26 protein-coding genes and 1 riboswitch are annotated in these 25,151 nt (G+C 40.5%); of the genes, 24 read left to right on the forward strand and 2 right to left on the reverse strand.

Annotation, left to right across the window (positions count from 1 at the left end):
* Positions 1 to 6 precede the first annotated feature (6 nt).
* The 12 genes from OZX76_RS04660 (at position 7) to OZX76_RS04715 (ending at position 10,555) form a co-directional block, all read left to right on the forward strand.
* Positions 7 to 369, forward strand: coding sequence for a reductase (locus OZX76_RS04660; protein WP_277181375.1), 363 nt, complete (start codon positions 7 to 9; stop codon positions 367 to 369).
* Complete coding sequence (locus tag OZX76_RS04665) at positions 362 to 1,096, forward strand: segregation/condensation protein A (RefSeq protein ID WP_277181377.1); 735 nt, start codon at positions 362 to 364, stop codon at positions 1,094 to 1,096. The genes OZX76_RS04660 and OZX76_RS04665 overlap by 8 nt, the downstream gene beginning before the upstream one ends.
* Entirely contained in the window at positions 1,086 to 1,694 is a 609-nt protein-coding gene (gene scpB, locus OZX76_RS04670) for an SMC-Scp complex subunit ScpB (protein ID WP_277181379.1), read from the forward strand. Before OZX76_RS04665 ends, scpB begins: the two co-directional genes overlap by 11 nt.
* Complete coding sequence (locus tag OZX76_RS04675; protein WP_277181382.1) at positions 1,694 to 2,413, forward strand: pseudouridine synthase; 720 nt, start codon at positions 1,694 to 1,696, stop codon at positions 2,411 to 2,413. Before scpB ends, OZX76_RS04675 begins: the two co-directional genes overlap by 1 nt.
* 27 nt (positions 2,414 to 2,440) lie before the next feature.
* Positions 2,441 to 2,554, forward strand: a riboswitch (FMN riboswitch).
* A gap of 90 nt (positions 2,555 to 2,644) precedes the next feature.
* A complete protein-coding gene (locus OZX76_RS04680; protein WP_348635191.1) occupies positions 2,645 to 3,334 on the forward strand; it encodes an ECF transporter S component in 690 nt (229 codons plus the stop codon).
* Between the two features lie 98 nt (positions 3,335 to 3,432).
* The gene (locus tag OZX76_RS04685; protein ID WP_277181384.1) at positions 3,433 to 3,957 is read left to right on the forward strand and encodes a LysM domain-containing protein; all 525 of its coding nucleotides are present in this window, start codon (positions 3,433 to 3,435) and stop codon (positions 3,955 to 3,957) included.
* Positions 3,958 to 3,999: 42 nt separating this feature from the next.
* Positions 4,000 to 4,674: a (d)CMP kinase gene (gene cmk / locus OZX76_RS04690; RefSeq protein WP_277181386.1), complete on the forward strand. Its 675-nt coding sequence runs from the start codon at positions 4,000 to 4,002 to the stop codon at positions 4,672 to 4,674.
* A 72-nt stretch (positions 4,675 to 4,746) separates the two neighbouring features.
* The gene (gene rpsA / locus OZX76_RS04695; RefSeq protein ID WP_277132701.1) at positions 4,747 to 5,955 is read left to right on the forward strand and encodes a 30S ribosomal protein S1; all 1,209 of its coding nucleotides are present in this window, start codon (positions 4,747 to 4,749) and stop codon (positions 5,953 to 5,955) included.
* A gap of 60 nt (positions 5,956 to 6,015) precedes the next feature.
* Positions 6,016 to 7,326, forward strand: a complete 1,311-nt coding sequence (gene der / locus OZX76_RS04700) for a ribosome biogenesis GTPase Der (RefSeq protein ID WP_277181388.1) — start codon at positions 6,016 to 6,018, stop codon at positions 7,324 to 7,326.
* Between the two features lie 186 nt (positions 7,327 to 7,512).
* Positions 7,513 to 7,788, forward strand: a complete 276-nt coding sequence (locus OZX76_RS04705; RefSeq protein ID WP_277132704.1) for an HU family DNA-binding protein — start codon at positions 7,513 to 7,515, stop codon at positions 7,786 to 7,788.
* A 125-nt stretch (positions 7,789 to 7,913) separates the two neighbouring features.
* Positions 7,914 to 9,167, forward strand: a complete 1,254-nt coding sequence (locus OZX76_RS04710) for a tetratricopeptide repeat protein (RefSeq protein ID WP_277181390.1) — start codon at positions 7,914 to 7,916, stop codon at positions 9,165 to 9,167.
* Positions 9,168 to 9,358: 191 nt separating this feature from the next.
* The gene (locus OZX76_RS04715; protein ID WP_277181392.1) at positions 9,359 to 10,555 is read left to right on the forward strand and encodes a CCA tRNA nucleotidyltransferase; all 1,197 of its coding nucleotides are present in this window, start codon (positions 9,359 to 9,361) and stop codon (positions 10,553 to 10,555) included.
* Here the strand turns inward: OZX76_RS04715 and OZX76_RS04720 are convergent.
* Positions 10,552 to 11,217: a hemolysin III family protein gene (locus OZX76_RS04720; protein WP_277181394.1), complete on the reverse strand. Its 666-nt coding sequence runs from the start codon at positions 11,215 to 11,217 to the stop codon at positions 10,552 to 10,554. The two genes, OZX76_RS04715 and OZX76_RS04720, sit on opposite strands and share 4 nt — an antisense overlap.
* Positions 11,218 to 11,335: 118 nt before the next feature.
* Here OZX76_RS04720 and OZX76_RS04725 point away from each other — a divergent pair, with 118 nt between their 5' ends.
* The 11 genes from OZX76_RS04725 to OZX76_RS04775 all read left to right on the forward strand — a co-directional run bounded on the left by OZX76_RS04725 (position 11,336) and on the right by OZX76_RS04775 (position 22,322).
* The gene (locus OZX76_RS04725; RefSeq protein ID WP_277181396.1) at positions 11,336 to 12,196 is read left to right on the forward strand and encodes a DegV family protein; all 861 of its coding nucleotides are present in this window, start codon (positions 11,336 to 11,338) and stop codon (positions 12,194 to 12,196) included.
* A gap of 2 nt (positions 12,197 to 12,198) precedes the next feature.
* Positions 12,199 to 12,429, forward strand: coding sequence for a YozE family protein (locus OZX76_RS04730; RefSeq protein ID WP_277145034.1), 231 nt, complete (start codon positions 12,199 to 12,201; stop codon positions 12,427 to 12,429).
* 49 nt (positions 12,430 to 12,478) lie between these two features.
* On the forward strand, positions 12,479 to 13,318 hold the full coding sequence (gene ylqF, locus OZX76_RS04735; RefSeq protein ID WP_277181398.1) for a ribosome biogenesis GTPase YlqF: 840 nt from the start codon (positions 12,479 to 12,481) through the stop codon (positions 13,316 to 13,318).
* Positions 13,315 to 14,073: a ribonuclease HII gene (locus OZX76_RS04740; RefSeq protein ID WP_277181400.1), complete on the forward strand. Its 759-nt coding sequence runs from the start codon at positions 13,315 to 13,317 to the stop codon at positions 14,071 to 14,073. The genes ylqF and OZX76_RS04740 overlap by 4 nt, the downstream gene beginning before the upstream one ends.
* 46 nt (positions 14,074 to 14,119) lie before the next feature.
* Entirely contained in the window at positions 14,120 to 14,968 is an 849-nt protein-coding gene (gene dprA, locus OZX76_RS04745; RefSeq protein WP_277181403.1) for a DNA-processing protein DprA, read from the forward strand.
* Between the two features lie 65 nt (positions 14,969 to 15,033).
* On the forward strand, positions 15,034 to 17,145 hold the full coding sequence (gene topA / locus OZX76_RS04750) for a type I DNA topoisomerase (protein ID WP_277181405.1): 2,112 nt from the start codon (positions 15,034 to 15,036) through the stop codon (positions 17,143 to 17,145).
* 87 nt (positions 17,146 to 17,232) lie between these two features.
* On the forward strand, positions 17,233 to 18,549 hold the full coding sequence (gene trmFO / locus OZX76_RS04755) for a methylenetetrahydrofolate--tRNA-(uracil(54)-C(5))-methyltransferase (FADH(2)-oxidizing) TrmFO (RefSeq protein WP_277181407.1): 1,317 nt from the start codon (positions 17,233 to 17,235) through the stop codon (positions 18,547 to 18,549).
* Complete coding sequence (xerC, locus tag OZX76_RS04760; protein ID WP_277181409.1) at positions 18,550 to 19,473, forward strand: tyrosine recombinase XerC; 924 nt, start codon at positions 18,550 to 18,552, stop codon at positions 19,471 to 19,473.
* Positions 19,473 to 19,997, forward strand: coding sequence for an HslU--HslV peptidase proteolytic subunit (gene hslV / locus OZX76_RS04765; protein ID WP_277132724.1), 525 nt, complete (start codon positions 19,473 to 19,475; stop codon positions 19,995 to 19,997). Before xerC ends, hslV begins: the two co-directional genes overlap by 1 nt.
* Before the next feature lie 15 nt (positions 19,998 to 20,012).
* Complete coding sequence (gene hslU / locus OZX76_RS04770) at positions 20,013 to 21,416, forward strand: ATP-dependent protease ATPase subunit HslU (protein ID WP_277181411.1); 1,404 nt, start codon at positions 20,013 to 20,015, stop codon at positions 21,414 to 21,416.
* A gap of 18 nt (positions 21,417 to 21,434) precedes the next feature.
* Positions 21,435 to 22,322 carry an aldose 1-epimerase family protein gene (locus OZX76_RS04775; RefSeq protein WP_277181413.1) on the forward strand — a complete coding sequence of 296 codons (888 nt, stop codon included), beginning with the start codon at positions 21,435 to 21,437 and terminating at the stop codon, positions 22,320 to 22,322.
* A 123-nt stretch (positions 22,323 to 22,445) separates the two neighbouring features.
* On the opposite strand, the gene plsY is transcribed toward OZX76_RS04775, so the two are convergent.
* Entirely contained in the window at positions 22,446 to 23,081 is a 636-nt protein-coding gene (plsY, locus tag OZX76_RS04780) for a glycerol-3-phosphate 1-O-acyltransferase PlsY (protein ID WP_277181415.1), read from the reverse strand.
* Between the two features lie 96 nt (positions 23,082 to 23,177).
* Between plsY and parE the strand changes: the two genes are divergently transcribed.
* Positions 23,178 to 25,136: a DNA topoisomerase IV subunit B gene (parE, locus tag OZX76_RS04785; RefSeq protein WP_277181417.1), complete on the forward strand. Its 1,959-nt coding sequence runs from the start codon at positions 23,178 to 23,180 to the stop codon at positions 25,134 to 25,136.
* Positions 25,137 to 25,151 lie beyond the last annotated feature (15 nt).

A 25,151-nucleotide genomic window follows, 5' to 3' on the forward strand; every position in this document is an offset into this window, starting at 1 on the left:
GATTAAATGTTAATTGAATGTAAAAGTGATAAGGAAAAGGTTGCCATGGGCCTTTTGTCTTACCTAAAGGATTTTAAAAATCTTGCCAACCTAAAAGATGAAATCAACTTAAATAAAACCAGTTCAGAATTTCAGCTTTACTTGTATCGCGAAAATAATGCCAATTTTATTGGGGTCATTGGGACGCAGAATGATGCGAATTTTATTATTATTCGGTATCTTTCGTTTGCCCCCGATTATCGTAGTCCCAAGTACGAGGCAGAGGCAGTCCGTGAATTAGCGGCTAGCAATCCTAATAAACGGGTGATGGCTCTGCCTGACTGGACCCACTTACTTAAATATTTAACAGAAAATAAAAACCATGAGTGATAATTTAACTTTAGAATTACCTAATTTTGAGGGTCCGCTGGATTTATTGCTGCACCTAATTAAGTCGCAAAAAATTGATATCTATGATATTCCAATCGCGCAGATTACTAGTCAGTATTTGGCTTACCTGCAGCAAATGCAACAATTAAATTTGCAAATTGCGGGTGAGTATTTTGTAATGTCGTCAACGCTTTTGCGAATTAAGTCGCAGTCTTTATTGCCGCAGAATGATTTTGTCGAAGATGAGCCTGAGGAGGACCCGCGAGATGAGCTAGTTCAGCAATTAGTTCAGTATTCGGTCTTTAAGAAAATTTCGACTTATTTTAAAAAGCGTAATGAATCAGTGCCGATTACTGTGGCTAAAGAGGAAAGTGTGCCGCAAACTAAGAAGGTGCAGCCTCTTCCGACTGGTCAGATTACGGCAACTGAACTGGCTAATACTTTTATAGTAGTTCTCCAGCGGCTCAAAATCAGACAGCCAGATATTGCATCCGTTGAGGTAAAGGAAACGCCAGTTACGGAAATGATTACTTTCTTAGAAGAAAAAGTTGCTGGTGGAAAAAAGGTCAGCTTTTTTGCGTGTAGTGATGAGCTGCATAGTCTGTCCGATGTTATCGGCTTGTTCTTAGCGTTACTGGAATTGTGCAAGAAGCAGAAAATTAGAGCCAGTCAATCGCGAACATATGGCGACTTAGAATTAGAAGGAATTGATGTTAATGCCAAGTAAAATTGCGCAATTAGAGGCGCTACTTTATGTAGCAGGAGACAACGGGATTGCTAGTGATAATTTATGCGAATTATTGCAGGTTGGCCAGCCGGCTTTACGAGAGTTGGCTAAAAACTTGGCTGATAAATTGCAGAAAAATCATGATTCAGGATTGCAATTGCTGCATATTAACCACAATTACAAACTGACAACGCGTCCTGAAGTTGCTAAGACAGTAGCTAGTTACTTTCAAAAAGATTTAACGAAGACACTCAGTCAGTCAGCTTTGGAAATTTTGGCAATTGTCGCTTATCGCCAGCCAATTACACGGGTCGAAATTGATGACATTCGCGGAGTTAACTCATCTGGCGCATTGCAAACACTGATTTGGCGTGGTCTTGTTAAGGTTGACGGTAAAAAAGATGCGCCGGGGCATCCCAACTTGTATGTTACTAGTGACTACTTCCTGCAGTACTTTGGTTACCAAAGTTTAGCCGATTTACCGCTAATTGAAGATTTTGAAGATGACAGTATTAATGCGGAAGGCGAAATAGATTTATTTGCGGCTAAGGGTCAGGCTGATAAGAACTTGGCCAGCATGCAAAAAGGAGAAAAATAATGGCGTTACAACGTTTACAAAAAGTAATTGCTGAGGCGGGAATCGCCTCAAGACGCAAGGCCGAAAAGATGATTACGGAAGGTCGCGTCACTGTAGATGGTGAAATTATCACTAAACTTGGGACCAAAGTGGAAACTTTTAGCAACATTACGGTTGATGGTGAACCAATCGAACGTGAGAGCTTGCACACCTATGTGTTTTATAAACCACGGGGAGTTGTTTCAACTGCTAATGATGACAAGGGAAGAAAAACGGTGGTCGATTACTTTAGCGACTTACCATACCGGTTATACCCAGTAGGACGTCTTGATTACGATACGTCGGGCTTGTTATTAATGACTAATGATGGTGAATTGGCTAATTTAATGATGCATCCGCGTAACAAGGTTGCTAAGGTTTATGTTGCCCGCATTGAGGGGCAATTATTGCCTGAAGAAAGCAAACAATTAGCGCGCGGAGTTGAATTTGATCACCACAAGAGTTCCCCAGCTAAAGTAAAAGTCATTCGTACGGATAAAAAGCATAACCGGCAGATTGTCCAATTGACCATTCATGAAGGACATTATCACCAAGTTAAAAAAATGTTTAAGGCTGTTAACCATCAAGTTGAAAAACTGGCGCGAGAGAAGTATTCTTTCTTGACACTTGATGGTCTTGTGTCTGGTAAATATCGCGAATTGTCTCATGAAGAAGTTGACAGATTGAAGCATGTAGACTAGTATATTGATAGAAATTAATAAAGAGTTTGTTGTCTTCATGGCAGGGTGTAAGTCCCGACCGGCGGAAAGTCCGCGACCCGTATAAACGGTGGAACCCCACAGTGGTACCGATAGTTAAAGTCTAGATGAAAGAAGACAGACTAAACTAAAAGAAAAGTAGATAAAAAGCTTACTTTTATTAGGTCTGTTGCTAGAAGCAACAGACCTAATATTGTTTTGGAGGTAAGTTTTTTGAAGAGTAAGAGTACGAGTAATTTAGCATTATTAATCGCCTGTGCGATGTTTGGTGCGGTAGCATTTGTCATTATTAAGTTTACGGGGATTCCAATTTTACCGAATGCGAGTTTCTTAAAATTTGATTTTTCTGATGTCATTATTACAATTGGGATGTTTCTTTTTGGCATTTGGCCAGGGATCTTTATTGCGATTATTAGAATGCTGATAAGTTTAGTTTATAGTGGTTTTAGTTTGCCAAGTGTTGTTGGTCAGTTAGCAGCATTGTTAGCATCAATTTCCTTTGCATTACCATTTTACTTTGTTACTAGAAATATGAAGCGTGATGAAACAAGTGGAATGAAGCGACACGTTAAGCCAATTATTGGTTTGATTTGCGGAACAATTGCCATGGCGATTGTTTTGGCAACTCTGAATGCTTTGATTTTGACGCCAATGTATGCCGTAACAATGATACCAAAATTGCCAGCAATCCACGGCTATTCTGGTTTGCTTGGGTTTACCGAAAAGGTATACTTAGGTCAGATGTTACATATTCCATCAATGGGAGCATATATTTTCGGAATAATTGTTCCATTCAATCTCGTAAAGGGACTGATCAACAGTGTTGTTGTTTACCTATTGTTTGAAGCAGTTTTACGTAATTTGAAACCTTTTGTTCAAAAGAATTTCAATTTAAAGAGATAATTTAACTTAAGTCGGTCATTTAAATGGCCGATTTTTTTATCCAAAAACGCCGGTAAATATGCTAAAATTAAATAAGTTAGGTGAATCGAGGTATTTTGATGAATCAAAAACAGGAAAAATTATATAAACATTATGCACGTCCAAATGAGCCCAGAGCCGTGATTAACAAGCCACATTATAAAGGCTGGCTAATCACGATGGCAATTTTGGTCGTTGTGATTATTGCTCTTATTCCTGTTGTTCATCACTTAGCTTCAAGTGGTCAGGTCAAGGAGCAGGCTGTTGAATTGCAAAAAACAACCCAAAAGTCACCTAAAACCCCTGCTAAGCATGTGAATCGAGTAAAGCAAGCGGCTAAAAGCAAAACCAAAAAGGCGAAGGTTACGGGTAAAATACAGCAATTACCTAAAGTTAAAGCTAAAAAGGCCACAGTTAAGAAATCCTCGGCTGAAAAGTCGCAAGCCAAAACGCAGCAGGTGCCAAGTCAATATGTTGTTCAAGTTGGTGATACTTTAACTAGCATTGCACAAAAGAATAACGTCTTGCCGCAAGAATTAGTACGACTTAATGGCCTTAGTACTGACGGCCAGGTATATGCCGGACAAACACTTAAATTGAAATAATTATTGAGAAAGGATAGGGACTATGCGTCCCTTTTTGATTGAATGCAAGTAGCAATTGATGGACCAGCTTCAGCTGGTAAAAGTACTGTCGCAAAAATTATTGCGCAAAAGTTAGATTTTATTTACATTGACACTGGAGCAATGTACCGTGCATGTACGGTGATTGCCCGGTCACATCACCTTGATTATGGCGATGAGGCTGGAATTTTAAAAGCAATTGACCAAGATGGTATTGAACTTAAAGCTGTCAATGGTGAACAAAAGGTCTTTGCTGGCACGAAAGATATTTCTCGCGAGATTCGGACACCAGAAATTTCTGCCAATGTCTCACAGGTATCTGCTTTGGCTGGTGTGCGGGCTAAAATGGTTATTTTGCAGCGGCAAATGGCTGGAAAAGTAAATGTAATAATGGATGGCCGTGATATCGGGACGACTGTTTTACCTGCTGCCGAAGTTAAAATCTTTTTAGTGGCATCACCAAGATCGCGGGCGCAAAGACGGATGCTCGACTTGCAGGAGCGCGGAATTAAGTCCGATAAAACAGTTGATGAAATTGAGCAAGATATTGCAGATCGCGACTATAAAGATTCCCATCGTGAAATTTCACCGCTGAAAAAGGCGTCAGATGCGATTGAAATCGATACAACGACCATGACAATTGACCAAGTTGTTGCCGCAATTTTGGCTGAAATTAAAAAAAGTCAAAAAAAACTATAAAAAAGGGGTTAAAACAGTAGAAAAATATCTCACTTTCATTTAGAATTAGATTATGATATTGGGAGGTAAATAATGTCAGAAAACAGTAATCAATTTTTAGATGCATTGAAACAAATGCAAGGGGTTGAGGTCGGAGATATCGTCGATGTAGAAGTATTAGACGTTGAAGACGGCCAAATCGATGTTGGTGTTGAAAATGCTGGTGTCGAAGGTGTAATCCCACGTCGTGAATTCACTTCAGATCGTAACGCCGATTTACGTGACCTTGTTAAACCGGGTGATAAGCTTAAAGCTTTAGTTTTAAGAAAAGCCGGCGGTGACAAGGAAAACGGTGAGTTCTTCTTCTCAGTAACTCGTCTTAAGGAAAGAGAAGCTTATGACGAATTACAAAAGGACTTTGAAGCAGGTAAGACAATCGAAGGTACTGTCACAGCTTCTGTTCGTGGTGGTTTATTAGTTGACGTTGGTACTAGAGGATTTTTACCAGCTTCACTTATTTCTAACCGTTATGTTTCTGATCTTAAGCCTTACATTGGTAAGACTATGAAACTTAAGATTACCGAAATTGATCCAAGTAAGAATCGTCTGATTCTTTCACATAAGGACTTAATTGAAGAAGAACGTGAAGAAGCCTTTGATAAAGTAGCATCACAATTAGTTGTTGGTGATGTTGTTGAAGGTAAAGTTTCTCGTTTGACTAACTTTGGTGCCTTTGTTGATGTTGGTGGTGTTGACGGTTTAGTTCACATCTCAGAAATTTCATACAAGCACGTTGATAAGCCTAGCGATGTATTAAAGGCTGGTCAAGATGTTAAGGTCAAAGTTATCGGTATTGATGATGACAGACATCGCATCTCCCTTTCAATCAAGCAAACTGAACCTTCTCCATTTGAACAAGCCACTTCAGACTTACACGAAGGTGACATTTTTGAAGGTGAAGTTAAGTCATTGACTAACTTTGGTGCTTTCGTTGAAGTTGCTGACGGTATTCAAGGCTTAGTTCACGTTTCAGAAATTTCATATAAGCACGTGGACAAACCTAGTGATGTTTTGGAAGTTGGCCAAACTGTTAAGGTTAAGGTTTTGAACATTGACCCAAGTGAACGTCGGATTTCACTTTCAATGAAAGCAGCTGATTCTAAAGGCTCTGACAATGAAGGTTCTCGTTCACACAGTTCATACAACAATAACAGAAATTCTGTTAAGAAGTACATGAACAACGAAGACAGCGGTTTCGCTTTAGGTGACATTATTGGTGACCAATTAAAGGACCGTCGTTAATCATAATAAAAAAGCCGACTGTATAGCCGGCTTTTTTTATTTTATAAAGGAGGCTGAAAGATGGTTTTACCAGTAGTTGCAATTGTTGGCCAACCAAATGTTGGTAAATCAACGCTTTTCAACCGGATTATTAATGAGCGTTTAGCAATTGTTGAAGATAAGCCAGGTGTCACTCGTGACCGTAACTATGCCAAGGCTGAATGGATGGGGCAAAAATTTGACCTAATTGATACTGGTGGTATCACGTGGGAAAACGGCCGCATTGAAGATGAAATTCGGGCGCAAGCAGAAATTGCGATTGATGAAGCTGATGTCATTGTGATTTTGACCAGCGTAACTAATCACCTGACGGACTTAGATGAGCGGATCGCACACTTACTCTATCGCACTGAAAAGCCAGTTATTTTGGCTGTAAATAAAGCTGATAACCCTGAGCAGAGGGCTGATATTTATGATTTTTACAGTTTGGGCTTTGGTGATCCGATCCCTGTATCAAGTGTTCACGGAACAGGAATTGGTGACTTACTTGATCGGATTGTTAGTGAGCTGCCAAAAAACTTAGCAAAAAAAGACGACGACCAAATTTCTTTTAGCGTTATTGGCCGACCGAATGTTGGTAAATCATCAATTGTTAATCAATTAGTTGGTGAGAAGCGAGTTATTGTCAATAATGAAGAGGGAACCACCCGGGATGCCGTTGATAGCCCATTTGTTGGTGAAGATGGTACTAAATTTAGAATTGTCGACACCGCTGGTATTAGACGTCGTGGCAAGGTCTACGAAAAGACGGAAAAGTACTCTGTGATGCGCGCGATGGGGGCAATTGAGCACTCAGACGTCGTTTGTCTTGTCTTAGATGCGAGTACAGGTATCCGTGAGCAAGACAAGCACGTTGCTGGCTATGCTCATGATGCGGGTCGCGGGATTATCATCATTGTTAACAAGTGGGATTTACCCAAGAAGAATAGTACCAGTGCTAAGGAATTTGAGCAGACAATTCGGCAAGAATTTCAGTATCTTGATTACGCACCGATTTTGTTTGTTTCTGCTAAAACCGGTCAGCGGCTTGAACAAATTCCAAAGATGGTTAAGCAGGTTTACCAAAATCAAAATCAACGAATTAAGTCTAGTGTGCTCAATGACTTACTGCTAGAAGCAAGTAAATTAGTGCCAACACCAATGATTAAGGGTAAACGCTTAAGAGTTTACTATATGACTCAAGTTTCGACTAACCCACCGACATTTGTAGTTTTTGTTAATGATGCGGAATTAATGCACTTTTCTTATCAACGCTTTTTAGTAAATCAATTGCGGGAGAATTTTGATTTTACAGGAACGCCAATTAAAATAATAGCGCGGAAGAGAAAGTAGTTTGTATATTACAAATATACAAAAAATAATATTTTTAGTAAAAAAGCTTGTTGTAGTAAGGCTTTTGTGCTATTTTGAGTGCATGGAAACAATGATTAGATTGTAATCATTATTTCTTATTCTTCGGTTGAAGAATAAGCTTTGAGTCCAGTTAGGGGGGCTCAAATTTTGGGAGGTGAAGTCCAGATGGCAAATAAAGCAGAATTAGTTTCAGAAGTAGCTTCAAGAACTAAGTTAACTAAGAAGGATGCAGCTACTGCTGTTGATGTAATTTTTAGCGCAATCCAAGATGATCTTGCAAAAGGTAACAAGGTTCAATTAATCGGCTTTGGTACTTTTGAAGTTCGTGAACGTGCAGCCCGCAAGGGTCGTAACCCACAAACTGGTGATGAAATTGAAATCCCAGCAAGTAAGGTTCCTGCATTTAGACCTGGGAAGGCTCTTAAAGAAGCTGTTAAATAATTTAATAGTTTTATCTTAAAAGACGGTGATGTGATAGTCACCGTCTTTTTTGGTGGGCATAAATAATTCGGTATGTTTCTTGTTAAGCTGATTTTATGTCATAATTAAGATAATGGAGGGACTAAATGTATTCTGAACAATTACTTGACGCAATTGAAAAACAAGATTTTTCGCAGGAAAAAGTCTTACTAAAAAAGGCCTTGGATAATGATGAACCAGAAATATTGGCATCTTTAGCCGAAAATTTAACGGGCTTAGGTTTTACTAACTTATCAAAAGAAGTTTATCGCAGCCTGATTGCCCAATTTCCTAAAGAAGACTTATTTAAGGTTTATTTAGCAGAAATTTTACTGAATGATGGCGAAGACGATGATGGCCTGTCACTACTGTATAATATTAAAGAGGATTCTTCAGCCTACCTTGACAGTCTGTTAGTTCAAGCTGATTACTATCAAACTAATGGCTTGCTTGAGACAGCCCATAGTAAGCTGGTGAAGGCTGCTAAATTAGCACCTGGTGAAGATATCGTTAAGTTTGGTTTAGCTGAATTAGACTACTTAAGCGGTCATAATGAGCAAGCCCTAGCTTTGTATCAAGATTTATTAACGCGCCACAAAAACTTTAGTGAAGTCAACCTGATTGATCGCTTGTACCAGACATTGGCAAAATTAGGTCGCTATGAAGAGGCTAGCAAGGTAATCGAAGATCATAGCGGCGATATTTTGGATATTGATAGTAAATATCAGGCTGCCTTGATTATGCTCAATGTTAATAAGGACGACCAGGCAATTACATATTTGAATGATGTTATCAATCAAAGTCCGGACTATGTGAATGCATACCCACTTCTGGCAACAGCTTATGAGCACAAAAATGATAATGAGCAGGTTTTACGTTCAAGTCAAGCAGGACTAGCCTATAATGAGCTTGACCCAGTATTATATTCTAAGGGTGCACGTGCTGCTGCTAAATTGAACGACTTAAAGACAGCTGAGGATTTACTGACCCGCGGTCTAAAGGTTGAGCCAGAAAATAATGATTTACGGCTGCAATTGTCTAATCTATATTTGCATGAAGGTAAAAATGAAGCTAATCTGCAATTGTTTGCCAAACTCGATGAAAGTGATTTGGAATCACAAGACCACTGGAATATGGCACTATCTTATGAAAATTTGGATAATAGTGACAAGGCCAAAAGTGAGTTCTTGCTAGCATATCCAGAATTTCAAAGTAATCCCGCTTTTTTAAAGCAAATGATTCGTTTCTTTAACACCGAGGCTAATGCTACCGAAATTGTTTTGCAGCTCTTAGAACGCTATTTAAAGCTGGAGCCAGAGGACGGCGAAATGCAGGAATTGTATAACCAATTGGCTGATTAATTAAATTTTGGGGTAAAAAGACCATGATGTGGCCTTTTTTCTTTGGCGACTTTTTAAAATAATACGAGTGAGGTCGTGTTCTGCTTATAAATGGGCTATAATGAAATATAATCGCTATTTGAAAATTAATTAAAATAATAGTGTTAAATTACTAACAAAAATTAAAAATAAATAGATGAGTTGATTAATTAATGATGAAAATAAATGAATTACCCGCGATTTTTACCGCGGCACTTCCGGTCCTTAAAACACTGGAACAAGCGGGCTTTGAAGCATACTTTGTTGGTGGCTCGGTCCGTGACTTGTTACTGAGACGACATATCCATGACATTGATATTGCAACTAGTGCTTATCCAGAGGAAGTTAAAGAACTATTTAGTCGGTCGATTGATACAGGGATTAAACACGGAACCGTGACTGTCCTCTATAATGGCGGCAGTTATGAAATTACAACTTTTAGAACGGAGTCTGGCTACCAAGATTATCGCCGTCCTGATCATGTGACTTTTGTGCAGAATTTAAGTGAAGATCTTAAACGCCGTGATTTTACAATAAATGCACTGGCAATGAACACGAGCGGCGAAATCATTGATTTGTTTGATGGTCTCGGCGATTTGCAAAAGCATATTATTCGGGCTGTCGGTGATCCGGAAAAGCGCTTTAATGAGGATGCCTTACGCATGATGCGTGCGGTCCGTTTTATGAGTCAATTACAATTTAATTTGGAAACAAAAACAGAGCAGGCAGTTAAGGACAACCACCAGCTCTTGCAAAAGATTTCGGTAGAACGGATTCGTGATGAGTTTGTTAAAATGGGGATTGGCCCACATTCACGTCAGGCTTTTCAGGTCTTTTTAGATACACAATTAAGCGAAGACGTACCAGATTTTGACGGCAAAAGCGATTTATTGAAGATTTACCCAAGCTTAAAGTTTAATCCAAATATTGAAACTAGCTTGTGGGCCATTATTATTATTTTGCTTAAAATTCCTAACGAGCAAATTGCTAAATTTATGCGTGATTGGAAAAATTCAAACGCCATGACTAACGAAGTTGAAAAAGTGGTTGCTGTTTTTGATCTACTTTCAGAGCGGACACCAACCGATTTTGAACTTTTTGAAGCAGGAAAAGATATTCTGCTGAATGCAATTGATGTTGCTCATATCTTGGGTCAGCCAGTTGATTCCGAAGCCTTGGTTGACCGCTATGTTGCTCTGCCGATTAAGTCAACAGCTGAACTAGCAATTGACGGCCGGTTTTTAATTAATGCTGGAATTGCTCCGGGACCACAATTAGGTAATTTATTGACCAAGATTAAGCAGAAAATCATTGCTGGCGAACTTGAGAACACGACAGACGCAGTTATTGCCTTTTTGGCAAATAATTAAACGTATAACAGGACTGAAAAGTACATTAAGCCCGATCCCAGCATCACAAATAAGTGCCAAATGACATGGATGAAGGGAATACCGCGCATGGTATACAATAAGGCGCCGATAGTGTAGGCAACGCCGCCGCCAACAAGTAGCCAAAAGCCAACGGGACTGAGGCGAACGTAAAGTGATTGCCCCGAAAAAATGACGAGCCAACCCATAACAACATACAAAACGGTGTCAAGGATTGTGTGCTTACCACGGTTAAAGATATAGTAAATAATGCCAAAAATGGTCAATGTCCAGATTAAGCTAAATAAAATCCAGCCCCAAGTGCCACCGATAGCCACAAGCGAATACGGCGTGTATGATCCAGCAATTAATAAAAAGATTGATGTGTGATCAAAAATTTGAAAAACATTGCGTGCACGGGTAAAGATTAGGCTATGAAATAGCGTTGAAAATAGGTATAAAAAGACCAAACAAGCACCATAAATACTAAAGGTTACGATGCGTAATGCACTCCCAGTAGCTGCAGCTTTAACGACTAGCAATACTAGACCAGCAACGGCTAGGCCAAAGCCAATTCCGTGAGTAATGGCACTAAAAATATTGTCTAAAATGTAATATGCTTTTGATCTTGTAGTTGGCTCTTGCCAGAGTTTTTTAAATTCCATTATTAAATTAGTCCAATCATTTTCTTCTACACTAAAGTTTTTTGCTATAATGCAAGTATTGATATTGTTCACATTTTATCATAAAATGTAACGCGAATTAGAATTGAGGGCAAATACATTGTCAGAGATAAAAATTATGACGGATTCTTCAGCGCAATTAACGCCAGAAGAAATCGAGAAATATCATATCACAGTTGTTCCACTATTAGTGACGATTGATGATCAAACATATGTTGATGGCGTTGACATTACACGGCAAGAGTTTGTCGAAAAAATGACGACATCAAAAGAATTACCTAAGACGAGTCAGCCGCCAATTGGTCAGTTAGTTGATACAATCAATGGGCTAACTGCTGATGGTAGTAGCGTTATCGGTATCTTTTTAGGCAAAGGCTTAAGTGGCACAGTTGATGCGGCAAGACAGGCCGTTAAAATTGCAGGTAAAGCTGAACAAGTAAGTATCGTAGATTCTCAATTGACCGATCGAGCTGAGGGACTACAAGTTTTAGAAGCTGCTCGGGGTACTCTTAAAGGGCAAAGTGTTCAAGAAATCTTGGCGCACCTAGAGCAAATTAAAAAGACGCAGCGCTTGCGCATGATGATTGTTAATTTAGAAAATATCATTAAGGGTGGACGACTAGGAGCTGTTTCTGGTAAAATTGCTACTTTACTGAACATTCGTATTGAGCTGCAAATGCCGGGTGGTCATTTAAAAGTGGCTAAAAAGGGGCGCGGCAAGAAGTTCTCGCTAGCTTTTGATAATCGAGTTTTGGCTGATATTGAGGCAAACAAGGATAAAATCAAGGAAGTTGGTATTTCTTACGTTTCACTCGATGGTGTGCCGCAAGAATTAAAGGATTTTGCACAAAAAATCAAGGAAATTAATTCTAAAATTGATGTGCTAGTGCGCGAGACCAGCCCAGTAATTGCAACGCATGCTGGACTTGGTGCTTATGCAATTTTGTATTATACGGAGTAATAATGGCTTATCGAGAAAGTTTTTATCGTTATTTGATGACGCAGCGTGACAGTGATTCAAATGATGAAGTCGCACAGTTTGCAAATAATGCTCAGAATGATCAGACTTTTCCTAAGCAGGAACAAAATTACGAAAAGCTATCTGATTACCTAGAACTAAATGCGGGTTATTTACCTAGTATGAGTATTTTTGATCAGGCTTATGAGATGTATCGGGAAAAGATGGCGTATTAAGCAAGCTCCTCATTATTTGGGGCTTTTTTAGTGTTAAAGAGGGCAAAAAATGGCGACAATTCAGTGGTATCCGGGACATATGAACAAGGCGCGCAACCAGCTTGAAGACAAGATGGGCTTAATTGATGTCTTAGTTGAAGTTTTAGACGCGCGCATCCCGCAATCATCAAGAAATCCAATGATTGAGGAGTTAGTAGGTACTAAGCCGCACCTAATCATTTTGAATAAGGCGGATTTGGCGGACCCAGTGCTAACTAAGATTTGGCAAAAAAAGCTTACGGAAAAAGGCAAATTCGTCATGGCGATAGACTCACTGCATAATACCAACATGCAGGTGTTAGTTCGGATGGTTAAAAAGGCGGCGGCTGATAAAATTGCTAAATTGGAGGCCAAGGGAGCTTCTAATCCGGTGATTAGAATTGCCCTTGCTGGTATTCCTAACTGTGGTAAGTCAACAATTATTAACCGGTTAGTTGGCCGAAATGTGACTGCTGTTGGAAATAAGCCGGGGGTAACCAAAGGTCAAACTTGGCTTAAGACGCAAAGCAATATTCAAATTTTGGATACACCGGGAATTTTGTGGCCTAAATTTGACGATCAAGAAGTCGGTTATAAATTAGCAGCTTTTGGCGCAATTAAGGACAGCATTTTTCACGCTGATGATGTGGCGCTATTTTTACTGAAAAATTTACGCAAATATTATCTCGCTGATTTAGCTAAATTTGCCCGAACAACTAAGGATCAAATTACGCAAATTAATGACACTGACTTATTGCTAGCGATGACTGAGGTTTATGGGATGCGGGACGACTATGACCGCTTTTCGTTATACTTGCTGCAGCGTCTGCGTAAGGGTAAGGTTGGTAGAATTACGCTGGACCGCCCATGACAATTAAAGAAATAAAGCAGCTGCTTTCAGATAAAGTTAGTGGAGAAGAATTAGCTGCTCTCAAAGCTGACCCACGTACAGGCGTTCAAAAGCTATTGGCAAGTTACTATCGCCGGCAGAAAAAATCAGCGCAAAAACAGGCTGCCTTTTTAACCAGAATGCAATATGAACGACAATTTTGGGCTAAGGGGCAAATTGTGGCTGGTGTAGATGAAGTTGGTCGCGGGCCATTAGCTGGGCCGGTAGTCACGGCCGCAGTGATTATTGATGCCAATTTTGATTTGCTTGATGTGAATGATTCTAAGAAGCTAAGTCCACAAAAGCGGCAGGAATTATACCCGAAGATTTTGCAAGAAGCAGTTAGTGTTGCTGTGGGCGTTAAAAGTGCCCAAGTAATCGATGAGATTAATATTTATGAAGCAGACCGTTTGGCAATGGCGCAAGCTGTCAAGGAGCTTGATTGCAGGCCCGATGCATTATTAGTCGATGCAATGAATGTCCCCGTTAATTTACCGCAAGTGCGCCTGATCAAGGGGGATGCTAAGTCAAATTCGATTGCGGCAGCCTCGATTGTAGCGAAGGTCTTTCGTGATCGCTTGATGACCGATTACGGCAAAATTTACCCGCAATATCAATTTGCGCATAATGCCGGTTACGGCACTAGTGCCCATCTTGCTGCTTTAGAAAAGTACGGGCCAACACCAATTCACCGCAAGACTTTTGCACCAGTTAGTGACTTTTTTAAAACAAAATAGAATATATCCTCCTTTTTTACGTATTTGTAATTAGGAGGCTTTTTTAATGGAAAAAACAAATTTTTTGTTACGCCTGAAATTACAAAAGGGACTTGGTTATGTCAAGATGCTGCAAGTTGCCAGTCAACTGGACGATGATCAGGTCACTGTACAAACAATTAAGCAAATGACCTTACCTGCAGCTGTCAAAGAAGCTAGCTTGGCTGCCTATAGACTTGAAAAATTTGGCAAGGTGATTAAGCGAATTAAAAAGCAGTGTCAGGTAATCAGCTTTTTTGATGATAATTATCCCGAGCAATTGCGGCAGATATATCAGCCGCCCTTAATTTTATTTGCGCGTGGCGATATTACCCTACTACAAAAAAGAATTGTGACAATTGTTGGCTCGCGACAGGCAACGGTGTATAGTCAGCGGGTTTTGGCTCAACTCGTACCAAATTTAGTTAATAACCATGTGGTAATTGCCAGTGGTCTAGCTAAAGGCGTCGATGTCTTGGCACATCAAGCCACTTTACAAAATCATGGTAAGACAATTGCTGTTGTCGGTAACGGCTTAAATCATTATTATCCAATGGTTAACCACCACGTGCAGGAGCAAGTTATGCAAAAGGGGCTGATTTTAAGTGAATATTTACCAGATACACCGCCGCGTCCTTTTCGCTTTCCTGAGCGCAACCGTATTCTAGCGGGACTTGCGGAAAGTGTCGTGGTAACGGAAGCTAAGGAAAAGTCGGGCTCCTTAATCACGGCTAACTTGGCACTGCAGGAAAATCGCAATGTCTATGCTGTCCCCGGGCCGATTACTAGTCCATTATCAGCGGGACCAAATAGGTTGATTGCAGTGGGTGCTAACCCGATAACAGATTTTAAATTAAATGAAAGATTTGACAACTAGCCATTAAATATTCTATTCTCAGAATAGTATTTTTAAAAAATAGAATTTTAATGAGGAGGCATTTGATGCCTACTAAGTCAAAGCCAAAAAAACGTAAAAAAACATTAGTAATTGTAGAATCGCCGGCAAAAGCCAAGACGATTGAAAAATATTTGGGGCGTAATTATCGGGTAATTGCTTCTAAGGGGCATATTCGCGACTTGCCAAAATCACAAATGGGAATTGATTTTGACAATAATTACAAGCCGAAATATATTTCCATTCGGGGTAAAGGCGATACAATTAAGGAATTAAAATCAGAAGCAAAAAAGGCTAAAGATGTCTATCTAGCATCCGACCCCGACCGTGAAGGAGAAGCAATTGCTTGGCATGTAGCTCATGCGTTAAATCTTGACGATACAGCTAAGAACCGGGTAACTTTCAATGAGGTTACTAAGGATGCAGTTAAGGAGAGCTTCAAGCATCCCCGTGCAATTGATATGGACACGGTTAACGCCCAGCAGGCACGGCGAATTTTAGACCGGATTGTTGGTTATTCACTCTCACCAATTTTATGGGATAAGGTTAAAAAGGGTTTGAGTGCTGGTCGTGTTCAGTCAGTTGCCTTAAAGTTAGTAATTGACCGGGAAAAAGAAATTAAAAATTTCAAACCGGAAGAATACTGGTCAATTGATGCTGAATTTAAAAAGGAACGCAAAGCATTCAAATCACAATTTTGGGGTGTTGATGGTAAAAAGAAGGAACTGCCAAATAACGATGCCGTTAAGGAAGTTTTAGCTAAAATCGATAAGAAAAAGGCATTCACCGTCAGCAAAGTTGTTGCTCGTGAACGCCGCCGGCAACCAGCTGCGCCATTTACAACTTCCACAATGCAACAGGAAGCTAACAAGCGGCTCAATTACCGTACTCGGCGAACAATGAGTATTGCCCAACAGCTTTATGAAGGAATTAGCCTTGGTAAATCAGGAACAGTCGGCTTAATTACTTATATGAGAACCGACTCTAAGCGGACGTCGCCGATTGCTCAAGCTGAAGCATCGAAGTTTTTAAATGAAAAATATGGTAAAGAATATGCAGCTAAGGGTCAGCGGCACTTTAAGAATGCTCAAGATGCTCAGGATGCCCATGAGGCAATTAGACCGACTAGTATTTATCGGACGCCGGAATCGCTCAAGTCAGTTTTAACGACTGAACAATATCGACTGTACAAGCTAATTTGGTCCAGATTTTTAGCCAGTGAAATGACGCCGGCTGTATATGATACGGTTAGAGCTGATATTGAGCAAAATGGGGTTATTTTTAGAACAACCGGCTCGAAGATGAAGTTTGCCGGATTTACTAAGGTTTACGATAATCAGCAGGAAAAAAACATCGAATTACCAAATTTAAATGAAGGCGATCAAGTTAAATTAACCAAGTCGGATAACAAGCAGCACTTTACTTTGCCACCGGCAAGATATACCGAAGCTAGTCTAGTGCATTCACTTGAAGAAAACGGCGTTGGTCGCCCTTCGACTTATGCGCCAACTATTGATACCATTCAGCGTCGCTATTATGTTAAGCTTGAGGGTAAGGCGATTGTGCCAACAGAATTAGGTGAAATCGTTGATAATTTAATCGAAAAGTTTTTCCCTGATATTGTTAACGTTGACTTTACTGCCCAATTAGAAAATGACCTCGACAGCGTTGAGGAAGGTAAGAAAAATTGGGTCAAGGTCATTGACGAATATTATCATCCCTTCAAAAAGGAACTTGATAAGGCAGACGCCGACATCAAGAAAGTTCAGATTAAGGATGAACCCGCTGGTTTTAATTGTGACATCTGTGGTGCACCAATGGTTATTAAAATGGGACGTTATGGCAAGTTCTATGCTTGCTCACGCTTCCCTGATTGCCGTAATACTAAGGCAATTGTCAAGAAGATTGGTGTAACTTGTCCTAAATGTGGCAAGGGGGATGTTGTTGAAAAGAAATCCAAGCGTAACCGCAAATTCTTTGGTTGCTCGCGTTATCCAGAATGCGACTTTGTCTCATGGGATAAACCGATTGGTCGCAATTGCCCTAATGATGGTCACTTTTTGGTTGAAAAGAAAAACAAGAAGGGCTTGGTTGTTCTGTGTCCTAACGGTGACTATAAAGAGGAGCCTAAGGATGAAGGCGCCGTAAAAGAAAGTTAAATTTAAGTTAATATCATCAAGTCAGGCATGGTTTGATGATATTCTTGTATTTAGAAGAAATATTTTTTAGAAAAGGAATATCTTAAGATGCCTAAAAATATAACAGTAATTGGCGGTGGACTTGCCGGCAGTGAGGCAACGTGGCAATTAGCTAGGCGTGGAATTCAAGTTGACTTATACGAGATGCGTCCCACAAAGTTAACACCAGCGCATAAGACTGGTAATTTTGCCGAGTTAGTCTGCACCAACTCAATGCGATCTAACCAGTTGTCAAACGCCGTAGGCCTATTAAAAGAAGAAATGCGGCAACTAGATTCACTTATTTTAGAGGCAGCTGATAGAACCCAAGTTCCAGCCGGTGGTGCCTTAGCCGTTGATCGAGATAAATTTAGTGAGTATGTTACCCAGAAGTTGCATTCACTGCCTAATGTGACCTTTCATGATGAAGAAATCACGTCAATTCCGCAAGATGGAATTACGGTAATTGCGACTGGCCCTTTGACTAGTGATGCTCTGGCTGACAAAATTCAACAATTTTCTGGAACCGATAGTCTGCACTTCTTTGATGCAGCAGCACCAATTGTGGCGGCCGATTCAATTGATCAGGAGATTGTTTATAAAAAGTCCCGCTATGACCGCGGTGAAGCAGCTTATTTAAACTGTCCAATGACTAAAGAAGAATATGATCGCTTTGCTCAAGAGCTGGTCAATGCCGAAACAGCTGAAATGCACGGCTTTGAAAATAGTGAAGTTTTTGAAGGTTGTATGCCAATTGAGGTAATGGCCGCACGGGGAAGTAAAACAATGCTGTTTGGTCCCTTAAAGCCAGTTGGCTTGGAAGATCCTCACACGGGTAAAACGCCGTATGCCGTTGTTCAATTGCGCCAAGATAATGCGGCGGCTTCGATGTACAACATTGTCGGCTTCCAAACGCATCTGAAATACGGTGAGCAAAAGCGGGTTTTTTCAATGATTCCGGGCTTAGCCAATGCGCGCTTTGTCCGTTATGGTAAAATGCACCGTAATACCTACATGGCTTCACCAGAAGTCTTGACGGCTAGCTATGAAGCTAAAAAGCAACCCGGTTTGTTCTTTGCCGGACAAATGACAGGCGTTGAAGGTTACGTTGAAAGTGCCGGAAGTGGTTTAGTTGCCGGAATTAATGCAGCTAGAAGAGCGCTGGCAGAAGAACCGGTTGCTTTCCCGAAAGTAACAGCTCTTGGTTCGATGGCTAATTATGTAACTACCACTAGTGCTAAACACTTCCAACCGATGAATGCCAGTTTTGCCTTGATTCCGGGGCTTGAAGGCAAAAAGGTGCGGAATAAGCGTGAGCGTCACGAAAAAATTAGTGAACGCGGCTTAGCCAGTTTGGCTAAATTTAAAGAGGAAGTCTTGGGTTAAATGACAACGCAGGATCAAGAGTTGCAAAGCTTTATTTCTTATTTGCAAAATGAGCGGCATTATAGTTCAAAGACGATTCAGTCTTACCAAACTGATTTGCTTGAGGCGAAGGCATTTTGGCAGGCTAATGGCGGGTTTGTAACTTGGCAAAAAATTAGTGAACGCGATGTTGAGATTTTTTTACAAAATCTTGCAGAGCGTAAATTAGCCAGAACAACGCAAGCTCGTAAAATGTCCAGTTTACGGTCATTTTATCGCTTTTTAACACGGCGGAAGGTAGTTAAGACTAACCCAACGCAAACAATTGTGCTCCGTAAAAAGACGCGCAAATTGCCCCAATTTTTCTATGCACCGGAAATGAAGCAGGTCTTTGCGACATTGACGGCTAGTGATCCACTAACGGTGCGTAACCTCGCGATGTTTGAGTTGTTTTATACAACTGGGATGCGGGTCAGTGAAGTTAGTGGATTAAAATTACCACAGCTAGATTTGGATTTAAAAGTGATTTTGGTTCACGGTAAAGGTAATAAGGACCGTTATGTCGCTTTTGATGAGCAAACTGCAAAAGCATTAAAGCGGTATTTAACCGACTCCCGGTCGCAACTTCTTGGTCAACAGACCGATCCGCAAATAGTCTTTTTAAATAATCAAGGTAAGCCAATCACATCACGTGGAATTGAATATGTGATGCAAAAAGTATTTAATAAGGCTGGGGTCAGCGGTAAGGTGCATCCCCATGAACTGCGTCACTCCTTTGCAACGGCAATGCTTAACAATGGCGCCGATCTGCGCAGCGTGCAGGAGTTACTGGGACATGCGAACTTGTCAACAACGCAAATTTATACCCACGTTACAATGAGCCACTTACAGGCTAATTACGAGCAATTTTTCACTCGTAATAATCAGAAAGATGAGGCAAAATAATGACAACAATTTGTTCAGTAAAATTTAATGGTAAAACAGCAATCGCTGGTGACGGTCAAGTTACCTTAGGCGAAAAGGTAATTGCCAAGGCAACAGCTAAAAAGATCCGGCGGATCTATCATGACCGCGTTGTGATCGGCTTTGCCGGCGGAGTTGCGGATGCGGTTAGCTTGCAGGACATGTTGGAGGGCAAACTAGAAGCCTTTGGCGGCGACTTACGTCGTGCTGCCGTTGAGATGGCCCAATCATGGCGTAAAGATCCTACTCTGCAAAAGCTAGAAGCAATGCTGATTGCATTTGATGAAAAGGATTTGTTGCTGATTTCTGGAAATGGTGAAGTGCTGGAACCAGACGAAAATGTTGTCGCAATTGGTTCTGGTGGTAACTTTGCTCAGGCTGCTGCAATCGCTTTGACAAGACACTCAACAGGGATGTCTGCTGAAGAAATTGCTCATGAAGCAGTGGAAATTGCTTCAGGAATTGATATTTTTACTGATAATCAAATTATTACGGACGAACTCTAATTAGGAGAAAAATTCATGGAAACAAAAACGCCAAAACAAATTGTTAATTTGCTAAATGAGTACATTATTGGGCAAGATGAGGCAAAAAAGGCAGTGGCGATTGCCCTATATAACCGCTATCGCCGCATGCAATTGCCAAAGAAAATGCAGGAGGACATCACACCTAAGAATTTGCTGATGGCTGGTCCTACCGGTGTTGGTAAGACGGAAATTGCTCGGCGGCTTGCTGCAATTGTTCAGGCTCCCTTTGTTAAGGTTGAGGCAACTAAGTTTACCGAAGTTGGCTATGTTGGCCGCGATGTTGAATCAATGGTGCGCGATTTAGTCAATGAAGCTGTCCGCATGGAAGAAAAGGATCAATTTGACCGCGTCCGTGCTCAAGCTGCTAAGGAAGCTAATAAGACTTTGGTTCGGTTATTGGTTCCCGGGATTAAGCATGAAAAGCGCCAAAATCAGATGCAAGAAATGCAAGATATGATGTCGATGTTAATGGGCAGCAGTCAAACTGATAAGCAACCTACTGACCAAGAAGAAGTAACAGATGATATTCGCAATCAGCGGTTGACAGTTTCCGAGCAGCTGAATAAAGGCTTATTAGAGAACCGTGAAGTAACAATTGAGGTTGAGCAGGCACCAAAAGTTAACCCAATGGGCGACGTGATGGGCCAAATGGGTCTTGATATGAGCTCAATGCTGAGTGACTTAGTTCCTAAGAAGAAGGTTAAGCGGACTTTACCGGTCAAAGATGCGCGTGAAGTCTTAATTCAAGAAGAATCACACAAGCTGATAGATTACGATACTCTTTATCAAAAGGCAATTGAGCGTACAACTAACAACGGCATTATTTTTATTGATGAAATTGATAAAATTACTTCAGGCAATAAGAAAAATTCCGGCGATGTTTCTCGTGAAGGTGTGCAACGTGATATTTTGCCAATCGTCGAAGGTTCAACTGTGCAGACAAAATACGGCCCAGTTTCCACCGATCATATTCTGTTTATTGCTGCAGGAGCGTTCGCAGAAACTAAGCCAAGTGATTTGATTCCTGAATTACAAGGACGTTTTCCAATTAGAGTTGAGTTAGATGCTTTGTCTAAAGATGACTTCGTTAAAATTTTAAAAGACCCAGCAGACTCACTGTTGGAGCAATATGTTGCCTTGCTGCATGCAGACGGTATCAAATTAATCTTTACACAAGAAGCCATTGCTCGCATCGCGCAAATTGCCTACGACGTTAATCAAGGAACAGACAATATCGGGGCAAGAAGGCTGGCAACTATCCTTGAAAAATTGCTTGAAGATGTGTTGTATGAAGGCCCAGACATGGAAATGGGTGAAATTACCGTGACTGAAGCATATGTTAATGAAAAACTTAGTGATATAATAACAAATAAAGATTTGACTAAGTTTATTCTTTAACAAAGGATGATGAGTAAGATGAACTACATTATCAAAAATACAATTTTACAAGTTGTTATTTCGAGCAAGGGTGCCGAATTGCAAAGCATTAAAAGTCAGCATAGTGGTTATGAATATCTCTGGCAGGCAGACCCCAATGTATGGGGTCGTCATGCGCCGGTATTGTTTCCAATTGTTGGTCGGCTTAAAAATGATGAGTACACTTATCAGGGTAAGACCTATCACATGACGCAACATGGCTTTGCTCGTGATATGGAATTTAGTGTCGAGCAACAGACCACTGAGAGCATTACCTTTTTGCTAAAAGATACTCAAGAAACAAGGAAGATTTATCCGTTTAAGTTTGAATTACGGGTCAATTATAATTTGTTGAATAATTTGCTTGAAGAAAATTTCAGTGTGACAAATAAGTCTGCTGGTGAAATGATTTTTGGTATTGGTGGTCATCCGGGATTTAATATTCCAACAACTAATTCGATTAGTAAGGAAGATTACTACTTTAGTACGAAGCCTTCGGTTGCTAGAGTGCAAATTCCATTAAAGGGTTCATATCTTGATTGGGATAATCGGTCTCTTGCTTCTACCAATAGCCTGATTACGTTAAGCGATCATTTATTTAAGAATGATGCTCTGATTTTTCAAATGAAAGGGCATGATAATAAAGTGTCCCTTAAAACGGAGACGAGTGCTTTTCACGTTAATGTTTGGCTGCGGGATGCACCATTTGTTGGTGCTTGGTCGCAGTATCCGCAAACAGCCGATTATGTATGTATCGAGCCGTGGTGGGGAATTGCTGACAGAAGTGATACTAATGGTAAGTTGGAAGACAAATATGGGATGAACCATTTAGCTCATGATGCTACTTTTACGGCTGGTTTTGGTATGGCTTTTCATGATCAAAATTAAGCAAAAAAAGAGACACTTATGTGTCTCTTTTTAATTATAATTAGCACTTGCGAACAATTGTTCGAATAGCTATAATATAAAAGCCAGTAAACTAATGTTTAACTGGCTGTATTTATTTCTAGTTTATAATTTGTGGTGGCGTTTCTTATACCAATAAAGCAGACCAAAGGGAATAATATTCTCATTGTGATGCTCAAGGCGCTTAATGTTATCTCGATGTCTTGTAAAAAGAATAATGAGCATGACGCCCGCGATTACGGTTAAGAAAATATCGTGAAAGAAAAATGTCGCGATAAAAATTGCGGTAATCGAAATTAGGCTTGATAGGCTAACATACGATGTAATAAAGACTAACGGTAAGAAGATTACCGCACAAACGCCAAAGAATTGGAGATTGTAGCCTAAAAAGACACCGGCGCTAGTCGCAACCGCCTTGCCTCCTTTAAATTTAAGGAAAATTGAAAAGGTATGTCCTAAAACAGCCAGCCCGCCACAAATTAATAAGACATACTTAGGTGCTCCTAGATGCAAGAGGCGCGGCAAGCAAGTTGCAAGTGTCCCCTTAAGGACATCAACGACGAGCACAAAGCTGCCGGCAAGTGGTCCCAGAACCCGAAATGAGTTGGTGGTACCGATGTTTCCCGAGCCATAGTTGCGGATGTCTTCATGGAAAAATAGTTTGCCAATGATTACCCCCGTCGGGAAGGATCCAATTAAGTATGCTAGAATAAATACCAGTAATAATTTCAAATTTATCATTTAAATCCTGCTCTCTTAGTGTCTTAAAGCTATTTTAGCAAAGATTAAGTAATATGCGGTGACTTTTTAAATGATTTAATAACTGGAGGAGTTTATTTGGCTAAAACAAATAAAAAAACAAATTCTTACGATGACTCGTCAATTCAGATTCTTCACGGTTTAGAAGCGGTTCGTAAGCGGCCTGGGATGTATATTGGTTCAACTGATATACACGGCTTGAATCAATTGGTTTATGAAATTGTCGATAATTCAGTTGATGAGGCAATGGCCGGTTATGGTAAAGAAATTGACGTGACTATTCATCGGGATAATAGCGTAACTGTGCGTGATTTTGGTCGGGGGATGCCGACGGGGATGCACAAATCGGGGAAACCAACGATTGAAGTTATCTTGACCGTTTTGCATGCCGGTGGTAAATTTACCGAACAAAACTATAAGACATCAGGTGGTCTGCATGGTGTTGGGTCTTCAGTTGTCAACGCTCTGTCCAGTTATCTGAAAGTTAGAGTTGTGCGTGGCGGCAAAGCTTATGAGGAAGAATTTGCTAATGGTGGTCATCCAGTAGGAACTTTAAAGTCGCTGGGTAAAACCAAAGAAAAAGACGGCACAACCATTACTTTTAAGCCTGACGAAACTATCTTTTCAACTACTAAGTATAAATACGAGACAATTCAGGAACGGATTCGTGAGTCCGCCTTTTTGTTAAAGGGCGTGCGTTTTATCTTAAATGATGAACGTGAGCCGGAGCATCATGATGATTTTAAGTATGACGATGGGATTAAGTCCTTTGTGTCCTACTTGAATGAGGGCAAAGATACTCTGAACGATGTGTTTTATTTTGAAGGCAAACAGGACGGGATGGAAGTTGAGTTTAGCGGTCAATATAGTGACAGCTATTCAGAAAACTTGGTTTCATTTGTTAACAATGTCAGAACCTCTGATGGTGGTACTCATGAAGTTGGTGCCCGCAGCGGTTTCACTCGTGCCTTTAACGATTATGCCAAAAAACAAGGCTTGCTCGGTAAAAAAGATAAAAATATTGATGGCTCAGATTACCGTGAAGGTCTCAGTGCTGTTCTTTCAGTTAAAATTCCGGAAGAATTGCTTGAGTTTGAAGGTCAGACTAAGGGTAAACTAGGAACACCACAAGCTCGTTCGGTAGTTGATACGCTCGTTTACGAGCAGATGTCGTACTACTTAATGGAAAACGGTGAGTTAGCCCAAGACCTTGTTAAAAAGGCACAGCGAGCACGAGACGCCCGTGAAGCAGCTAAGAAAGCGCGTAACGAGAGCCGCAATGGTAAAAAACGCCGCAAGAAAGAAGTCTTGTCCGGTAAGTTAACCCCAGCGCAGTCACGTAATCCCAAAAAGAATGAGTTATTTTTGGTCGAGGGTGATTCTGCCGGTGGTTCTGCTAAACAAGGTCGCGACCGCAGATTTCAGGCAATTTTGCCGCTGCGGGGCAAGGTCTTAAACACCCAAAAGGCTAAATTACAAGACATTTTTAAAAATGAAGAAATTAACACCATGATTTATACCATTGGTGCTGGTGTTGGTGCCGAATTTAAGGTCGAAGACTCTAATTACGATAAAGTAATTATCATGACGGACGCTGATGATGATGGTGCGCATATTCAAATTTTGCTGCTGACATTTTTCTACCGGTACATGCGACCGATGATTGAGCAAGGCAAGGTCTATATTGCTCTGCCACCTCTTTATCGTCTGCAAAAGGGCCGCGGTAAAAAAGCACGGGTTAAGTATTCTTGGACTGATGAAGAGTTAGCAACTGATGAGAAGAATATGGGTCGCGGCTATGCTTTACAAAGATTTAAAGGTTTAGGTGAAATGAACGCCGAACAATTGTGGCAAACGACTATGAACCCAGAATCAAGAATGCTAATTCGGGTGAAAATTGATGATGCAGCCCTTGCTGAACGCCGAGTTACGACTTTGATGGGTGATAAGGTTGCTGCTAGACGGAAATGGATTGAACAGAACGTTAAATTTAGAATGGGCGAGAACGCGTCAATCTTAGAAGAAGAAAATGAGTAAAGAGGTTTTTAATTA

It is taken from the genome of Lactobacillus sp. ESL0677 (assembly GCF_029392875.1).
Lineage (GTDB): Bacteria > Bacillota > Bacilli > Lactobacillales > Lactobacillaceae > Lactobacillus.

What these genes read in the sequence shown, in the direction of transcription:
- OZX76_RS04660 (WP_277181375.1), top strand. Translation starts at nt 7, where the DNA reads ATGTTAATTGAATGTAAAAGTGATAAGGAAAAGGTTGCCATGGGCCTT.
- OZX76_RS04665 (WP_277181377.1), top strand. Translation starts at nt 362, where the DNA reads ATGAGTGATAATTTAACTTTAGAATTACCTAATTTTGAGGGTCCGCTG.
- scpB (WP_277181379.1), top strand. Translation starts at nt 1,086, where the DNA reads ATGCCAAGTAAAATTGCGCAATTAGAGGCGCTACTTTATGTAGCAGGA.
- OZX76_RS04675 (WP_277181382.1), top strand. Translation starts at nt 1,694, where the DNA reads ATGGCGTTACAACGTTTACAAAAAGTAATTGCTGAGGCGGGAATCGCC.
- OZX76_RS04685 (WP_277181384.1), top strand. Translation starts at nt 3,433, where the DNA reads ATGAATCAAAAACAGGAAAAATTATATAAACATTATGCACGTCCAAAT.
- cmk (WP_277181386.1), top strand. Translation starts at nt 4,000, where the DNA reads ATGCAAGTAGCAATTGATGGACCAGCTTCAGCTGGTAAAAGTACTGTC.
- rpsA (WP_277132701.1), top strand. Translation starts at nt 4,747, where the DNA reads ATGTCAGAAAACAGTAATCAATTTTTAGATGCATTGAAACAAATGCAA.
- der (WP_277181388.1), top strand. Translation starts at nt 6,016, where the DNA reads ATGGTTTTACCAGTAGTTGCAATTGTTGGCCAACCAAATGTTGGTAAA.
- OZX76_RS04705 (WP_277132704.1), top strand. Translation starts at nt 7,513, where the DNA reads ATGGCAAATAAAGCAGAATTAGTTTCAGAAGTAGCTTCAAGAACTAAG.
- OZX76_RS04710 (WP_277181390.1), top strand. Translation starts at nt 7,914, where the DNA reads ATGTATTCTGAACAATTACTTGACGCAATTGAAAAACAAGATTTTTCG.
- OZX76_RS04715 (WP_277181392.1), top strand. Translation starts at nt 9,359, where the DNA reads ATGATGAAAATAAATGAATTACCCGCGATTTTTACCGCGGCACTTCCG.
- OZX76_RS04720 (WP_277181394.1), bottom strand. Translation starts at nt 11,217, where the DNA reads ATGGAATTTAAAAAACTCTGGCAAGAGCCAACTACAAGATCAAAAGCA.
- OZX76_RS04730 (WP_277145034.1), top strand. Translation starts at nt 12,199, where the DNA reads ATGGCTTATCGAGAAAGTTTTTATCGTTATTTGATGACGCAGCGTGAC.
- ylqF (WP_277181398.1), top strand. Translation starts at nt 12,479, where the DNA reads ATGGCGACAATTCAGTGGTATCCGGGACATATGAACAAGGCGCGCAAC.
- OZX76_RS04740 (WP_277181400.1), top strand. Translation starts at nt 13,315, where the DNA reads ATGACAATTAAAGAAATAAAGCAGCTGCTTTCAGATAAAGTTAGTGGA.
- dprA (WP_277181403.1), top strand. Translation starts at nt 14,120, where the DNA reads ATGGAAAAAACAAATTTTTTGTTACGCCTGAAATTACAAAAGGGACTT.
- topA (WP_277181405.1), top strand. Translation starts at nt 15,034, where the DNA reads ATGCCTACTAAGTCAAAGCCAAAAAAACGTAAAAAAACATTAGTAATT.
- trmFO (WP_277181407.1), top strand. Translation starts at nt 17,233, where the DNA reads ATGCCTAAAAATATAACAGTAATTGGCGGTGGACTTGCCGGCAGTGAG.
- xerC (WP_277181409.1), top strand. Translation starts at nt 18,550, where the DNA reads ATGACAACGCAGGATCAAGAGTTGCAAAGCTTTATTTCTTATTTGCAA.
- hslV (WP_277132724.1), top strand. Translation starts at nt 19,473, where the DNA reads ATGACAACAATTTGTTCAGTAAAATTTAATGGTAAAACAGCAATCGCT.
- hslU (WP_277181411.1), top strand. Translation starts at nt 20,013, where the DNA reads ATGGAAACAAAAACGCCAAAACAAATTGTTAATTTGCTAAATGAGTAC.
- OZX76_RS04775 (WP_277181413.1), top strand. Translation starts at nt 21,435, where the DNA reads ATGAACTACATTATCAAAAATACAATTTTACAAGTTGTTATTTCGAGC.
- plsY (WP_277181415.1), bottom strand. Translation starts at nt 23,081, where the DNA reads ATGATAAATTTGAAATTATTACTGGTATTTATTCTAGCATACTTAATT.